The sequence below is a fragment of the Colwellia sp. RSH04 genome (assembly GCF_003545765.1).
Lineage (GTDB): Bacteria > Pseudomonadota > Gammaproteobacteria > Enterobacterales > Alteromonadaceae > Colwellia.
The window spans coordinates 229689-245916 of record NZ_QXIO01000006.1; the positions used below are offsets into that span (position 1 = coordinate 229689).

The 16228-nt window shown below is 38.3% G+C and carries 11 protein-coding genes and 1 pseudogene; 5 read left to right on the forward strand and 7 right to left on the reverse strand.

What is annotated here, in order from left to right; genetic code table 11:
- Positions 1–2: 2 nt before the first annotated feature.
- Positions 3–1604, reverse strand: coding sequence for a sulfotransferase (locus tag D1094_RS12150; protein WP_118960368.1), 1602 nt, complete (start codon positions 1602–1604; stop codon positions 3–5).
- Between the two features lie 270 nt (positions 1605–1874).
- Between D1094_RS12150 and D1094_RS12155 the strand changes: the two genes are divergently transcribed.
- Positions 1875–2765, forward strand: coding sequence for a prenyltransferase (locus D1094_RS12155; RefSeq protein ID WP_118960369.1), 891 nt, complete (start codon positions 1875–1877; stop codon positions 2763–2765).
- Between the two features lie 81 nt (positions 2766–2846).
- Here D1094_RS12155 and D1094_RS12160 read toward each other — a convergent pair whose 3' ends face one another.
- From D1094_RS12160 to cobO, 4 genes are all read right to left on the reverse strand, one after another.
- Complete coding sequence (locus D1094_RS12160; protein WP_118960370.1) at positions 2847–3584, reverse strand: matrixin family metalloprotease; 738 nt, start codon at positions 3582–3584, stop codon at positions 2847–2849.
- Between the two features lie 189 nt (positions 3585–3773).
- Complete coding sequence (locus D1094_RS12165; protein WP_118960371.1) at positions 3774–7613, reverse strand: translocation/assembly module TamB domain-containing protein; 3840 nt, start codon at positions 7611–7613, stop codon at positions 3774–3776.
- Complete coding sequence (locus D1094_RS12170) at positions 7610–9355, reverse strand: autotransporter assembly complex family protein (protein ID WP_259337939.1); 1746 nt, start codon at positions 9353–9355, stop codon at positions 7610–7612. Before D1094_RS12170 ends, D1094_RS12165 begins: the two co-directional genes overlap by 4 nt.
- A gap of 205 nt (positions 9356–9560) precedes the next feature.
- Positions 9561–10208 carry a cob(I)yrinic acid a,c-diamide adenosyltransferase gene (cobO, locus tag D1094_RS12175; RefSeq protein WP_118960373.1) on the reverse strand — a complete coding sequence of 216 codons (648 nt, stop codon included), beginning with the start codon at positions 10206–10208 and terminating at the stop codon, positions 9561–9563.
- A 240-nt stretch (positions 10209–10448) separates the two neighbouring features.
- On the opposite strand from cobO, the gene D1094_RS12180 reads away from it, so the two are divergent.
- The 4 genes from D1094_RS12180 (at position 10449) to D1094_RS12195 (ending at position 15237) form a co-directional block, all read left to right on the forward strand.
- Entirely contained in the window at positions 10449–11039 is a 591-nt protein-coding gene (locus tag D1094_RS12180; RefSeq protein WP_182440174.1) for a histidine phosphatase family protein, read from the forward strand.
- A 2-nt stretch (positions 11040–11041) separates the two neighbouring features.
- On the forward strand, positions 11042–12034 hold the full coding sequence (cbiB, locus tag D1094_RS12185; protein ID WP_118960375.1) for an adenosylcobinamide-phosphate synthase CbiB: 993 nt from the start codon (positions 11042–11044) through the stop codon (positions 12032–12034).
- A gap of 44 nt (positions 12035–12078) precedes the next feature.
- On the forward strand, positions 12079–13107 hold the full coding sequence (gene cobD / locus D1094_RS12190) for a threonine-phosphate decarboxylase CobD (protein ID WP_182440175.1): 1029 nt from the start codon (positions 12079–12081) through the stop codon (positions 13105–13107).
- A gap of 300 nt (positions 13108–13407) precedes the next feature.
- Positions 13408–15237, forward strand: a complete 1830-nt coding sequence (locus D1094_RS12195) for an SLC13 family permease (protein WP_118960377.1) — start codon at positions 13408–13410, stop codon at positions 15235–15237.
- On the opposite strand, the pseudogene D1094_RS18935 reads toward D1094_RS12195, so the two are convergent.
- Both D1094_RS18935 and D1094_RS12205 read right to left on the reverse strand, forming a co-directional pair.
- A pseudogene (locus D1094_RS18935) lies at positions 15218–15447 on the reverse strand (hypothetical protein). The gene D1094_RS12195 and the pseudogene D1094_RS18935 overlap by 20 nt on opposite strands.
- 375 nt (positions 15448–15822) lie before the next feature.
- The gene (locus D1094_RS12205; protein WP_118960378.1) at positions 15823–16227 is read right to left on the reverse strand and encodes a hypothetical protein; all 405 of its coding nucleotides are present in this window, start codon (positions 16225–16227) and stop codon (positions 15823–15825) included.
- Position 16228: the final 1 nt, after the last annotated feature.

Here is a 16228-nt window from a genome sequence, read left to right on the forward strand (position 1 = left end):
ACCTATGACCGCTCAAGTAATGCTTGAGTTTGAGCAATAATTTGCTCAAATGTTGGCATATGCTCCTGAATAAAGGGTTGATAGTGTTGCCATGAATTTACCGAGCGTTTATTAATAGGCTGCTTTACTTGACTTACACTTGGCGTTAAAACAACGCGATCAGATTTATAAAAAGATAAACATTGTGACTCGAAGTCTAATTGACAATATTCGAGTAAATTACGTATTTCTTGCTCCGCATCATTTGTCAGCGATTCGTAGCTAAGATGATAAATCTCTTGACCAAATGTTCTTTTCCAGTGATGCATTAACGCTAAATATCCTTGCCAATAAAAAGTAATACCTTTCATAGAGTAAGAGTATTCATGACCACGGCTGAAGTACTGCTTAAAAACACTTAACGCATTGTCTAAGGGATTTCTTACAACATTAATAATTTTTGCTTGTGGGAATAGTGTTTTAATTAGCCCTATATGAAGAAAGTTATTAGGGTTTTTATCAATAGCAATCACTTGATGTTCAATAAAGTACTGTTGAACTTGGTTAATATATTGCTCAGCTAAAGCCTGTCTTCTATCATTAGCTAAATTACCTAGCTGCTTAACATAGCCTCCTGAACGTTCTAATGTTAATCCGATACGTTCAATATACTGTAACTCATCTGTTGCACCAACCTTAGAGTGACTAGCAAGTATTTGCTCAACTAACGTCGTGCCAGATCGAGGCATTCCAACAATAAAAATTGGAGCAAAGTTGCCTGATACTGGAGCTTCTATTTTTTGATTCGAAACTCCCGAAATCATATCATTCACCATAGCCTGAAATAGATTACCCCGAAAAGGCCTATGCTGTTCAAACACACGATTTGCATCACTCATCGCAGCAAAAGCTAAGTCATACCTTTTTTGTTGCTCATAACCCCTCGCTGTAGCAAATCCAATTAATGCTTTATTGCCTAAGTCCACTGACTTATTAGCAAGTAATGATTGCAACTTTTTATTGTCTTCTACAGTAAACGTAAAGTCTTTAATATCAGCCATACTCCAATAACCCACGCCGCATTGAGCTGGGTTATCAACGATAAATTCGCGATAATAACTAATCGCTTTGTCGCTTTCACCTTTCGCTTTATAAACATGCCCAAGGTTTAATAATAAATGAGGTAATACTTTTTTATGTTCTTTCAACATCAAAAAAGACTGCTCAGCCAATAAAATGTTACCCGCTGCCATCGCAACCAAACCATGCTTAAAACGCGTTTGTGTCTCTTCACCAAACTCGTCTAATACTTTTTCTAATGCGATGAGTAATGCAAAGTGTTCTTCTTTGGCTTCTAAAAGCGCAATTAGCCATAGCTGTTGCTGTTTCGGTTGGTCAGTATTGTCTATTAGCGTTTGATAATGCTGCTCAGCTTGAGCAAAGTTTTGACACCGTAGCTCTATAGAAAATGCTAGCTCTAGTACTGACGGTTGAAGGGGATATAAGGATAACAAACCCGCTAGTCTATTTTTAGCCTCTATAAAGCGGTTATTTGCCAATAACTGCTGACAGTATGAAAGCGTTTGCTGGTCATGTTGAGATAAAGGGGAGACTGTTTGGTTCATAAAAGCACTATATAACCTAGCTAATTAACTGAACCTTGATGATATGGGAGCAACAATATCTTGGCAACACATTAGTAGTGGTTTCACCTTATTAACTCGTTTTACCTATTGCTCATTTGACATTTTCGACAGAAAAATAATCACTACCAATATATAAACTATTACTATTGAGTTTATGTCGTTAATATATTGATGAAAGTCATTAGTTTATAATGATTAACGCATTACTTATATACACAATAATCCTTTTTACTAGACGTGAGTTTACCTATGAAAAACACAGCTAACATCACACAAGCAATGCGTTTACCTTTTTTGGTGCTCACGCCATGTTGTGTGTTTTTGGCCATTGCAATCGCTATTCAACAGCAAATTAGCTTTTCTAGCAGCTATGCTATCCTCTGTTTGATCGGTGCTTTAGCTGCACATATTGCGGTAAACACGTTAAATGAATACCAAGACTTTATCAGTGGATTAGATTTACACACAAAAAGAACAGCCTTTAGCGGAGGCAGTGGTTTATTACCTAATCAACCTAAATTAGCAACAGCTGTATTTTTTACCAGCGTCATATCACTGGTAACTACCATAGGGATAGGTAGTTTCTTCATCTATGTGACAGGATGGCAAATATTGCCTATTGGCATTATCGGTATACTGATTATAGTAAGTTACACAAAATGGGTAAATAAAAGTGCATTTTTGTGTTTAATCGCTCCAGGCATTGGCTTCGCAACTTTAATGACTGGAGGCACTTATTTTTGTATTAGCCAGCAATTTACCCAGGACATGTGGCTAATCACATTAATTCCGTTTTTTCTCATCAACAATTTATTGTTATTGAATCAATTTCCAGACATCGATGCAGATAAAGAGGCGGGTAGAAACCATTTTGTTATTCGTTTTGGTGTTCATACAAGCATATCAGTGTACGCTTTGTTTGCCATTAGCAGCCAATTACTTGTAGTGGGGCTAGTTTTGCAAAAAACATTGCCTTTATTATCACTGATAACCCTCGCGCCAATGTTACTGAGTTATTATGCCATTTATGGAATGCTAAGATGTCGAGAAACGATTGGAAATCACCCACAATTTTTAGCTGCTAACGTCGCTGCTTGTATCCTAAGTTGTGCCACGTTATCACTCACACTTATCATTTAAGTACGGTAACCAGACATAAATTTTAGCTATAAAAAAAGCATTAAAGAAAACCTTTAATGCTTTTTCTAGAGACAATAAAATTTATGCTTTACGTCTTGTTTTTAAAGCAACGAGTGCAATCATAAATAAAGCCATTGTCGGAGGCGTAGGTATTTCAACTTGTTGAGCTACGCCATATAAGTATTGAATATAAGCAATGTCTGCCGCTTGTGGGCCAGAGAAAGCTTCACTGTAAAATGGGTCCATTAATGCAGGTCCAGGTGGTAATTCAGGGATAATAAAACCATCATCGCTGTGACCTAAACCTAATGCGTGCCCTAACTCATGCGCCATCACTTGGAAAATATCAAAACCAAATCCACCGAAACCAATTTTCCAAACATCCGTGCTGTCAAAATGAACATCTCCGCCTACAGGTGAATTACTAGGGTAATAACCATGAGCTAAAACACCCCCAACACCATCGAAGGCATGCCCACCTAGGCGAATAATTCCTGAAGCACTCGGTACATTAATATCTTCACCTTGATCTAACACTTCAACAAAGGTTAAATCGGCTACAACACTCCATGCATCAAATGCACGTTCAATTTCTGATTTGTAACCTACCGGCATAAAGCTATCGAGCGAAGACGTTACACAGCCCGCAGGCTCAGGGCCTAATTCACATGCTAAACCTGCATCCATAATGCTCCAGCTGATAGTCGCGCCTGTACCTAAACCGCCCGCTCCCCATTTAGCAATAGCGCCAGCATTAGCCACTTGAATTGACGCCAACATCAAAATACTGACAGCTATATAGTGTTTTAATTTAACCATGTATTAATAATCCTTTTTTTATTGATATGTATATACTTTCAGGCTTTTTCAATTTGCTGCAAAAGATAAGCCACCGGAACTTATATCAACAAATACAAAAAGTTATAGCTTCTACGTTTTGTGTTGTACATTTGTTTGTAAAAAATACTGACAATATAAAGCGCAAAGTTAGACTTATACTAAGGCGTGTTACTCAATATCAAATGAATAGTACAAGTCAGTAGACTTTTCGATACCACTAACCACCTCAAGCCAAAAGCGATTTAGTAAAAACAGCCTCACGGTTAGCTCATTAATTGGTTCGTATACGCCAATCCCATATTTCATGTAAATACGCTCGCCAATATAACCGCTAACCGTCGCTTGAGTTTTATCACCTTCACCTTCAGTATCAACAGCAATATTACTGACAAAAGGGATTTTCTCAATTTGATCAAAAAGGCCGACACTATTCGTTACACCAAAGCCAACTAAAAAGCTTGCTGCGGCTGTACTGCTTTCAGTACCAGTATCAAGACCTCGACCTCTCACTAGATATGACAATATCTCTGGTGTTTCCATGGTTGGATTAGAAAACAGCTTCATTTCAAGCCTATCTGCAAGTCCTATAATACTTATACCAACATCAATATCTTCTGATTTAATATGCCTATTTGCATGTAAATTAAGATACGGATTATCTAAAGGACCATTAAAGGTAATTTCACCGGTTTCTATGTCAAGTTTTTGTCCATAAGCTTGAAAAGTGCCCTCTTCAGATTGAATACGACCAAACAACTGTAACGGTTGTTTACCTTGCTGACTCACTTGTAAATCACCGTATAATTGACTGTGTAAACCCTGACCAGCAATACTAAAATCTTCGGCAATGTTTACGCGAATATCCGTTTTGATATTTAAGCCACTTCCTTCATGGGTAATCGTTTTACCTTCATTATCAATAATAATGACATCATCACTAACAGAGACACTACCCGTTGGTAATTTCTCAATCGTAAAGAGGCCATCTAACACATCAATATTCCCTGTAAAAACCAGCTCATTATTCACTAGTGTTGCATTAATATTAGGGGATATAGTCATAGTTAATTGTGGTGGAAAAACAAAGAGTAACTCCTTCGCAGCTAAGTTCATATTTAGCGCAAGACCCTTTTGCCAAGAAAAATTACCTGTTAGCTGTGCGACTTTATCTTCAAGATAAAATGAACTGACAATGTCAGCATTATTGTTATTTATGTGTATATGGCTGGAGATTTTTTCAAAGCTATTGGCGTTTTCTCTAAGTAGCACCCGGCCTTTTTCTAAAGCAATGTTACCATTAACGATTGGGCTCTCAAGCGTTCCTTCAATGTCGACATCTGCTGACACCTCGCCCTGTAAACTAACAACATCGGCCAACACCGCCTGAAATGGCTTCAAGTTGAACTTTTTCAGTGACACCTTCGCTTCAACGGATAACTGTTCTGTTAACCCGACAGATGAACTTACTTTCATTAGCGTTTCACTTTGGTTTTCCAACAACAAAGTACTAGAAAATAACTGCTCATTCACCGTAAAAGTAAACTCCCCATTAGACCAATGCGATAACTGATGTTGGTTTAGTTCATCCCTCATTTTGACGTGACCCGATGAAAGCGCAAAATGTGCAAAAGCGCTTAATGGTTGTTCAGAAGACCATTGAGTATTAATTTCGCCAAAAATATTACTTTCAAGCTCCATATCATTTGGCAGAAACAACCCATCTACCTTTGATATATCAGCTTCAAGTTTCACTAAAAAGTTACCTGAATCGCCCAGCGATACCTGATCAGGTAAGCATGCTCTCAAACCAGGACTTTGCCAACAGTGTGCTGAAATATCTACGTGTTTATTGACTAGATCAGCAGCAATTGAAAAAGGTTTATCATGATTAAATTTGATATTTTTATAACCCAGTTCACTTTGCGCTATTTCACTTTGCCATTGTGAAAAATCATGATTAAAGTGTCCCTTAACGGCAATGTTAGTGGCATAATCACCCAGCCATTTCGCTTCAATGGTATGATTTTTAGCATTACCATAAAGATTAAATTCAGCATGATTAAAACTGAACTCTTGTTGATTCTCTATTGATTGTAGTGAATCATTTTTCACAGACAACTTTATTTCATGTCCTTGGTTCGGCTGATATTCACCCGATATAAAAAGTGATTTTGATAACCACTTTTTTCTCCAAATCAATTGTTTAGCTTCACTATTTAAGCTGATTAACGGGTTTTCAATAGCACCTTTAACGGTAAAGTCACTAGTAAACTCACCTTGAATGGATTGATTCCAATAGTTTACATCTTCAATAGTTAATTGACCTGTAACATGCCATGCTGCGGTATCTTTCGCGATTGAATCGACATTCAATTCACTGTGGTTAAATGCCGCAAATATTTTTCCTGACTGCAAATGACCAGCATTATTAAGTCCAATATCACCACGTAAACTGACAGGGTTATTATTGATAAATCCTGAAATATCGGTGTTAGCAAGCCTAATATTCCAGTTATCTTCTGCCCACCCCCCTGAACTGGTGATGTTTCCCTGAACCTTTCCCGATAAGGTTTCCGGCAAATCAATAACAGCACCCTCTTTTAAATCCGTGAGATTGAGTAGCGTAAGTAATTGAACAACGTTTATTTCAGGTAGCACTAAACCTGTCGATTGAGCAGATAATTGCCATGAAAGCTCTTCAGGCAATAACGAAAGATCTCCATGAACCCTTAGTTCACTCTGTGAATGAGCTTCAATAACGTTAAAGTTTTCTATCTCGAACTTTCCTTGCTGATGTCGCCCATCAAACGTTAACTTGGCATCTTGATAGCCATAACTACTTAACTGACTTGAAAGCTGTAATACTTGCTGCTTAAGATCACCTGAAATTGAGGCCTGTAATGAAGACGGCTTAGCATGTTTAGCAAGAGATAGCGGCATAGGAAAACGTTGTGAAGACAACTGTATGTTAAACGGCATATTTGCATCAACAAAATCTACGACACCATCAGTAGTAAGTGCTAACTTTCCAGTGTTTTTTGCGTTAAATTTGACTTCATCAAGGGATCCTACCAGCGTAATTTTTTGCTCGTCTCCAACAATTTTTGGCCACCATTCAAGTTGCCTTATTTGACTGTTAAGGGATATATCAAGCTGATAAGGTGGAGTTAACTCTATATCTGCCACTAATTGCTGAACTGAAAAATCAACCGTGTTACTTTGCAAGTGACTAATATTTACTTGGGTAGCCTGCCATGTCCCTGTTAACTCATTATCAAACGCATGCCATTTAGTTTTGGTTATCATTTCACAAGTTGATGTACATTGGCTTTTCACTTGCTCGGTTGTGTGTATTAGCAGTTCTGCGAGTGATAGCTGCTTTACTATTAACTGCAATGGTAGTGATAAGTGTGGTAATTCAAGCTCGGCTCTCACAGGTGCTGCTACCGTTGATTTATCTGCTGATGCAGGCAAATTAACGGATAAGAACTGTGCTGAGGGTTGTTCAAAACTAAAGTGACTTTTTTCTATATTAATTTGACTAAAAAACTTTTCTATTACTAGCTCGGTTTCATTAACACGTATTTTACTCTCAAGCAGTGTGACTTGTTGAGCAGCGATCGCAAAGGGTAATTCAACTAGAGTATTGCTAGCTTTGTTATCAATACCTTTCTCAACCTCATTACCATCATGATGATAATTTAAATAAAACTTGCCTGCGCTAAGTGAGTTAATACAGAGTTTTTTCTTCCATGCGCAAGAAAAGTCGATATCAGACTCTACTGCCTCTAGCTCTATCGTTAAATGCTCTAACTCTAAGGTAAACCTATTTAGCGCAAGATCTCGCACTAATGCACCACTTTTATAATCAATAGAAATAAACGTTGAAAGGTTTACTAAAAACAAGCTGAGTTGAGTACCAAGGGGTGTCGTGAGTAAAAGCGATAGTACACAAAGGCTAATCGCTAAGTATTTAGCTAACGACAAGCTTAGGCGACGGAATATCATAATTCAGCCCCTAAATTAATATGAATACGCCATTTTTGTTCGTCGCCATCTATGCCATAAGCAACATCCAGTTTTACCGCGCCTACTGGCGACATATAATGCAAACCTGTACCAACAGAATAGACTGGTTCAAATTCACCTTTATTCGCAACACTTCCGCCGTCAGAGAATAATGCCATTCGCCATTTTTTATTGAAGTAATATTGATACTCGATACTCGCTACCATCAATCGAGTACCACCAACAACAATAGTGCCCTCTTCATTTGGATCAGATGATACAGGAATTTCAGAGCCAATTGATTGATAAGCAAAACCACGAATACTTTGATCTCCACCAGCATAAAAGCGCAATGACGGTGCTAACTCGGCATCTCTATCAATATATATAGCACCTAGTTCAGCACGTGCTACTAATCGGTGGTTAGGTTTTAAGGTGGTAATATAATTCCAGCGGCCATGAACTCTAAAAAAGCTATTGTCAGAACCCGCAGCAAGATGTGCACCTTCTATACTGTAGGTTTGTCTAAAGCCATGACTTGGATCTAACGCAGCACCTTGTCGTATGGTTCTCGACCAAAAAACACCGGGAATAATATACTTAACGCTGTCTTCTTGAGACCAATCTATATTCGGGTTAGATTCATCTAAATCATATTGCCAAGACTCTTGGTGGTATCGAGCATAAATCTTCCTATGCCAATTATTATAGGTAATCACTCGACCAATTTGCGTGGAATAAAATTTCGTCGTGAAATCTGCGTAATCTTCATTTTCAAGAGAAGCTTGAAATTGCAAAATGTCTTCTGTTGGGTGTGCCAACGGAACACTATAAATAAAAGTGCCCGTAGGATTTAGTTTTGAATACTCAAACTTAGTTTCTTGGTAATGTCCGTAACGATTCAGTAACGGAGTACGCCAACTAGCTGATAGGCGGAACTCAGTATCTGTGGCGTATCCTATCCCAAAATCAAATTGATGACTTTTTGCAGGAGTTAAGTTTACCGATAAAGGTACAATATAGTCCCCATTTTCTACATCAGTTATTCTATCAGCAGGCACTGCCATTACTGTTCCAAAGTACTTTGTTGACTGTAATTGTTGTTGCAATTGATGAAAGGCACGGGTGCTGTAATATGTTTGACTATCAAACGGAATTAAACTCGATAGTAACTGAGGTTCTAAATCAAATTCGCTAAAACTCACCTCACCAAAACGATAACGAAAGCCACTATTATATCGAATTTCAATATCAGCAAAATGAAAGTCAGATTTGATTATAATATTTGCATCCAGCAACTCACCATCAAGATAACCTCTTTGCAAAGCCAAAGAGAGAATATCTGCTTTTAGCTCTTCATATTTACCGTGATGAAGTATATCGCCTTGTTTAATTAAGTGATGCTCAATTAGATGCTTAAATGCAGGGTCAGTTTTTGCTTCTCCTGAAATGTCGATCTGAATGTTATCAACTATCGTTGGCTCATTTAACACAATAGCGATGGTTAAATGCCAGGGTGATTGTGTAATATTAAGGTCGATATCAGCTTGATAATACCCTAACGATTGCAAGGCATTTTCAGTATTTTTTTTTGCTGAATAGATATAAGCTGAACGCTCTAAATCTGTTTTAGGTAATTGCCCTAAGTGGGAAAGGATATTATCTTTTAACGTCTCAGGTAAGCCTTCTTGCAAAGTTACCGATAAACTATTCGCTAATGCACCATGACATAAACTTAACATCAAACATAACAAGGTTAAGTATTTAGCGCATTTTAGCCCACAAGCTTTTACGAACGTTAACAAAAAAATCAATAGTGTAGCCATCAAAAAAGAATAAGAACCCTACTGTGCTGATGATGATATTTTAGCTAACAGCTCTGATTCAGCACATACATAGGGTCAATGATACCACTTTAAATACACCTCTAGTCTCAAAAAAGTTAAATTACCAATCTAAACCTTTTTGCGCTTTAATGCCTGCATCAAAAGCATGCTTAATTGGCTGAACCTCTGATACTGTATCTGCTAACTCGATTAAACTACGATGACAAGCACGGCCTGTAATAATGACATTTTGCATTTTAGGTCGGTTATTTATTGCTTCAATCACTTCATCTAAATCAATATAGCCATACTTTACTATGTAGGTCATTTCATCAAGTAATACGATGTTTATGCTTTCATCGGCCAGCATGTCCTTACTCTTTTCCCAAGCAACTTTCGCAGCGGCTTTATCGGTTTCAGAGTTTTGTGTCTCCCAAGTAAAGCCTGTCCCCATCACATGATGCTGCACTGAGAACTGCTTTAGAATATTCATTTCTCCACATTCCCAGTGTGTGCCCTTAATAAATTGCACAACGCCTGCCTTTTGGCCATGACCGATTGCTCTTAGTACCGTGCCAAAACCAGAGGTACTTTTACCTTTTCCATTGCCAGTAATAACAAGAAATACACCGCGCTCTTCTGTCGCTTGCGCAACACGTTTGTCGACATTAGCCTTAATTTTCTTTTGACGTTCAATGTGTTTTTGTTCTTTCGACATTGCAGCTTGATCTTGAGACTGGTTAGCACCATCTTTTTTTGTATCGTTCATATTTCTCTCATTCTGTGTTGATATTCATTGACCCGATTGTGGCATTAAATGTTAAAAGATTTACTGATTATGCGGGGAACTTTTACAGACAGAGTAAGACCTTGTCAAATGAAATTCTTATCTCACTTATATCCTTTTTTATGGATAAGAGTCGCCATAAACCTGCTAGTAGCCTATCCCTAATTGCACAGTTAACCGCTTTTCGTTATGCTGCCCGCCATTCTATTTAAGGTAATCACTATGCACACCAGAATTTATCTCGCTCGACACGGAGAAACGCTGTGGAATAAAAGCCAGCGACTGCAAGGACAGTTAGATAGTGAATTAACACCCTTAGGTGAAAATCAAGCACTAGACATTGCCAACAACCTAGTCGCAAAGCATATCGATTTAATCGTATCTTCTCCGTTAGGTAGAGCATATAAAAGTGCGAAAATTTGCCAACAGGAACTTAATGTTGAACATCAAATAGAATACGACTTAATCGAGCGAAACCTAGGAATATGGCAAGGGGAAGAACTTCAGCGAATAAAAGGCTTACCCGCCTATAACGAGTGCTTAAAAGAAGTAACGTCTCTCGCCATTGACGACTTAGAGCCTGCATTAAGTTGCGGACAACGTATACTCAAATCACTTAAGCAACTAGCAAACGAAAATACAGGCAAAACTTTATTAGTTATTTTTCACGGTGAAGCGCTAAGGTGTTTGCTTTTCTTGCTCGGTAAGAAAGAAACGAGTAATGCCTTTCAATTATATAAAAATGGCTGCATTGTCACCTTAGATTTTGACGTGAAAACGCAACGTTTTACTACCGTTCAGGATAAGCTTTAATTATGCTTGATGAACAGTGGCTTCTACAAGTTTCGCGGTTATTATCACCATTCTCACTTACGAGTATACTTGTGCTTGCTTTAATGCTTGATTACTTTTTAGGTGAGCCAAAAAAATATCACTATCTTGTTGGCTTTGGGAATATTGCCAACTTTTTGGAAAAACACCTCAACCACTATCAAAAGTTACATAATGAGTTTTCATTACACAATGCTTTTTTAGGCGCCATTGCTTGGTGTTTACTGATACTGCCACTTTGTTATTTTTCGTATTACTTGTTATCAAAACTTCCATTAGCAATACAGTTTGCTGTTGAAACGGTTACTTTATATTTAGCACTGGGTTTGAAAAGCTTAAATCAACATGCAATGCAGGTTTTTAAACCCTTGCAGCAAGGCGACTTAAGCGCAGCTCGGCATTATACGGGTTACCTTGTTAGCAGAGATACACAAGACTTAACGGCTAAAGACATGTCGCGCGCTACTGTTGAATCAATGCTTGAAAATGGTCACGATGCTGTTATTGCTTCATTAATTTTTTATATTATTGGTGGCATACCACTGGTTATATTGCATAGGCTCAGTAATACACTTGATGCAATGTGGGGTTATAAAACCGCACGTTTTAACTCATTTGGTTATTTTTCTGCACGAGCAGATGATGTTTTAGGTTTTCTAACTGGTAAAATTTGTACCCTGTTGTATGCACTACAACAACCTTTTATTGCTGCAATGAAAAACGCTTACCTGCAAGGTAATCAATATAAAAGTCATAATGGTGGCTGGGTTATGGCCGCAGGTGCTACGGTAATGAACAGAGTTTTAGGTGGTAAGGTCTCTTATCATGGGCAATCAGCACAATTAACTCAGCTAGGTCAAGGCAAGAAAGTAAACATAGACGATATACCGCGCAGTATTAGCGTTGTACAAGTAGCGACTATCACTTTGGTTGTATTAGTCTTTAGCTATCAACTTATTAGCTATATTTTTGTATAATCAAAACCCTCTTTTATATACTTAACCAAAAAAGGTAATCAATTTTGGCACTTATTCATGGTGGGCAACTTCAACGCGTTGCTAAAGCGTTTAATATTGCCCAAAAACATTGGTTAGATCTATCTACGGGTATTGCCCCCTATAGCTACCCTATTCCTACAATTCCTGAGTACTTGTATAAAGACTTGCCGCAAGAGCCTGACAATTTAGTTATTGCTGCTAAACGTTATTACGACACCAACAATGTTTTGGTCACCAATGGCAGCCAAGCCATTATCAAGTTATTGCCTGTGCTTTGGCAAACAAAGAACCCTAAGTCAAAAACCGTTTACTTGCCTGAACAAGGTTATAAAGAACATGCATTAGCATGGCAAAGCGCTGGCTTTAACTTATGCTGGTACCAAGAAGAGTTACCGCCACTTTCTGCTATAGAAAAAAATGCGGTCTTAGTGGTTATAAATCCAAACAACCCTACAGGAAAACTCTATCAGCGTTCACAACTCAAGCGTTATCAGAGCAGAATGATAGAAACTAATGGTTTGTTTGTACTTGATGAAGCCTTTATGGATGTTATTACTCCTTCACAATCGATGGCAACAAACATCGGCAACTATAAGCACACGTTAGTTTTGCGCTCTTTTGGTAAATTCTTTGGCTTAGCAGGTATTCGCATTGGCTTTCTCCTTGCTCAACAGTACTGGCTCAAGCTTTTTCACGAGCAACTTGGTCCTTGGCAAGTCAACGGCCCTGCACAATTCATTGCAGAAAATGCATTACTCGATACTCAATGGCAGCAAACACAGCAAAGTCGCTTACAACAATTAGCAGAGAAACTGCTCGATACATTGAAAAGCAATATCCCCTTAGAGTGCATCAATAACATAACAGGCACGCATTTATTTACCACCGTATATTTCAAGAACACTATTGATGTGGAGGCTTACTATATTCAGCTCTGCCAGCAAGGTATTTATGTTCGATTGACCGACGAAAAAACAGCCTTACGTTTTGGTTTAGTTACACCTGAACAACTTGAGCGCTTAGCTAAAGCGTTAGCTACACTTAGTAAATAACCTCAACGCGAGATAAACAAGGTTACCCAGTAAGCTATGCTTATCGCTTAAATAATACCGATACAATAAAGTAGTCGACAGACAGCTACTGTCACGCCAACTCAAACCATGCGAGAATGACAGATTTTTCAGTTTAACTAGAATAAATATTTCACACTCACCTTAATTGAACGCGGAGCGCCCAGCATAGTCCATGCCTAAAATATGAATCAGCGTAATCACACGTTCAAGATTTGTTTTGTTTACCTTTTAAACCTTTTATGCTTTTATCAATCTACAAACGTATTGTGTGAATTGTCTATGCAGCTACCTGACATACCAAATAACCATGCTCTAGCCATGTTAATTATTACCATGCTGGCATTGTATCTTTTTCGTCGAGAAGATATTCCATTAGAAACATCTTCGCTTGCAGTCATTGCATTATTAAGTCTAATTTTTGCCGTTTTTCCATTTGAACAAAATGGCATTCACTTAGAGCCTGCTTCATTATTTTTTGGTTTTGGTCATGAAGCCTTAGTCACTGTTTGTGCATTAATGATTATTGGCCAAGGTTTAGTTAGAACTGGCGCTTTAGAGCCAATTGGGCGAAGTTTATCTCGATTATGGAAAATCAGCCCAACTCTTTCGTTGCTACTCACGTTACTCGTAGCGGGAGCACTTAGTGCATTCGTTAACAATACTCCTATCGTAGTACTTTTGCTGCCTATTTTAAGCGCTGTAGCGATAAGAACCAAAACAGACTCAACTGGTATGTTATTACCTATGGGGCTAGCGACATTGGTTGGTGGTATGACGACAACTATAGGCACATCAACTAATCTACTAGTTGTAAGCGTTGCGACCGATTTAGGTTTACCGCGTTTTGGGATTTTTGACTTTGCCCTCCCTGCGCTTATAGCTGCCTCAATTGCCCTTGTGTACTTGTGGTTAGTAGCCCCGAAACTATTACCTAAGCGTACTCCTTCATTAAATGATACGTCACCGCGCCTTTTTAGTGCTTATTTAAATATTAATGAAGACAGCGAGGCTAATGGTAAAAGTATTGCCGAAATTATTAAGCTCACCGATGGTCAATTACGTATTAACTTTATTCAACGTAGCCCTGACAACAGAAATATAATCCCATTGCCTGACACTGTTCTCATCGCAGGAGATAAATTACAAGTTAAAGATTACCCCGATCAGTTAAAAGAATTTGAAGCCGTATTAGGAGCGACGCTATTTTCAGGCTTGAATAAGGTCGACGAAGATCACCCCCTCTTAGCTGATAAACAAGTGCTTGCTGAACTTGTCGTTATTGGCTCATCGGGGTTAGTTGGAAAAACATTAAAACAAGTCAACTTTGTAAACCGTTTTGGTTTATCTGTTATTGCATTACACCGCGAAGGTAAAGCAATGGAGATAGGCAGAAGTAAAATAGGCAACGTTGTAATTAAAGCAGGTGATGTATTATTAATCCAAGGCGAAGAAGAGCAACTGTTAGAACTCAAAGCCAAAAGAGGCTTATTGATTATTGATGGTGCTGCTCAGTTACCACAAACTAAAAAAGCACCTATTGTACTCACCGTTTTATTGTCGGTTATTCTATTAGCGGCATTTGGCGTATTACCCATTGAAATTAGTGCAGTATGTGGTGTGTTAGTGTTGCTGATAACAAAATGTTTAAATTGGCATGATGCTTCATCGGCGTTAAGCAGCCAAGTCATTTTAATTGTTGCCGCTTCTCTAGCCTTAGGATCTGCCATGATGCAAACAGGTGGCGCAGAATATATTGCACAAGTTTTTGTTGTTAGCGCTTCAGGTTTACCGCCTGGAGGCGTTCTTGCTGCCTTAATGCTGCTATTAGCTATTATGACCAATATTGTTTCAAATAATGCCGCTGCGGTAATCGGTACTCCAATAGCAATCTCGGTTGCAACCCAATTAAATGTACCCGTTGAACCTTTTATTCTCGCCGTACTTTTTGGTGCTAATTTAAGTTATGCCACCCCAATGGCGTACAAAACGAATTTATTAGTGATGAATGCTGGAGGCTATCAATTCTCTGACTTTATGCGTGTAGGTATTCCTTTAATTATTATCATGTGGGTAACCCTGTCTTTTCTACTCAGCTGGCTATATCTATAAGCGTTACACTAAGGGCTGTTGATCTTTCGGGGTTGTTTTTGCAGCTTTTTGTTGGATATTTGCACAAGGCAGAGCCTTTGTTATGGGTTATTCCACATAAAAAGGCGATAACGCCGTAAAAATGATCAACAAACGCTGTCCGAAGTATTCGGCTAAAAGCATTTTAGGCTTTGTTGAGTAGTATTTGCTTAGAATGACTAAGCTACACACTACTCGCCGCGAATAAAACGCTTTTAGCTCGAACAAAATTTAATCGCGAAAGATCAACAGACCCTAATACCAATTCATATAAGAAAGTGAGCTCTTAGCGAGGATTAAAAGAGGATCACATAAATAACCAAAATTAATATCAAACTGTATATGATATCGAAGATATTGAGGTATAAAGTAATAACAAGGGATTTATCTACGTTTAATAGATGATAAACAACGGTTTGGTTTGGTAGAGGCTGAACAACTAGAACCCTTAGCAAAGAGCATAAAACACCTGCACACCATAATACCGAGTGAAATAGTGAGCAGGTGAAATACTTTTTCTAGCAAAGAAAATAGCTTATTGGTGGTAAACTACACCGAATATCGCTATTAAAAACGGTATCGTACGCCAATACTAAAATCTGCGCTAAAGTTGGTATCACTATTTTTACCGTGGTCAAAGTCTAACTCAGGCTGAAATTGTAAGTAACCATCCCATTTAGAATCAAAAGCCATGTTTAACCCAAGTGGAAGCCGAACCCCTACACCATGATCCCAGCCAAGAAAAGCACCGCCAGCTACATACCAATTAAAAGGCGTATCTTCATTGAAGCTTCCTCGTTTGAATATGTAATCACCAGCAATACCATCATTACCAACAAACGCATTAATATTATTAAACTGTGCTGTAACGCCAAACCCTTGGTCAAAGCCAAGCCCTACTTTTACTGATGCGTTAGCTGCACTTGAGATTAATAAACTTGTAGTTACAAGGGCTAATAATTTTTTTTTCATG

Coding starts and splice junctions, on each gene's coding strand:
- D1094_RS12155 (WP_118960369.1), top strand. CDS start 1,875: ATGAAAAACACAGCTAACATCACACAAGCAATGCGTTTACCTTTTTTG.
- D1094_RS12150 (WP_118960368.1), bottom strand. CDS start 1,604: ATGAACCAAACAGTCTCCCCTTTATCTCAACATGACCAGCAAACGCTT.
- D1094_RS12180 (WP_182440174.1), top strand. CDS start 10,449: ATGCACACCAGAATTTATCTCGCTCGACACGGAGAAACGCTGTGGAAT.
- cbiB (WP_118960375.1), top strand. CDS start 11,042: ATGCTTGATGAACAGTGGCTTCTACAAGTTTCGCGGTTATTATCACCA.
- cobO (WP_118960373.1), bottom strand. CDS start 10,208: ATGAACGATACAAAAAAAGATGGTGCTAACCAGTCTCAAGATCAAGCT.
- D1094_RS12160 (WP_118960370.1), bottom strand. CDS start 3,584: ATGGTTAAATTAAAACACTATATAGCTGTCAGTATTTTGATGTTGGCG.
- D1094_RS12165 (WP_118960371.1), bottom strand. CDS start 7,613: ATGATATTCCGTCGCCTAAGCTTGTCGTTAGCTAAATACTTAGCGATT.
- D1094_RS12205 (WP_118960378.1), bottom strand. CDS start 16,227: ATGAAAAAAAAATTATTAGCCCTTGTAACTACAAGTTTATTAATCTCA.
- D1094_RS12195 (WP_118960377.1), top strand. CDS start 13,408: ATGCAGCTACCTGACATACCAAATAACCATGCTCTAGCCATGTTAATT.
- D1094_RS12170 (WP_259337939.1), bottom strand. CDS start 9,355: ATGTTAAGTTTATGTCATGGTGCATTAGCGAATAGTTTATCGGTAACT.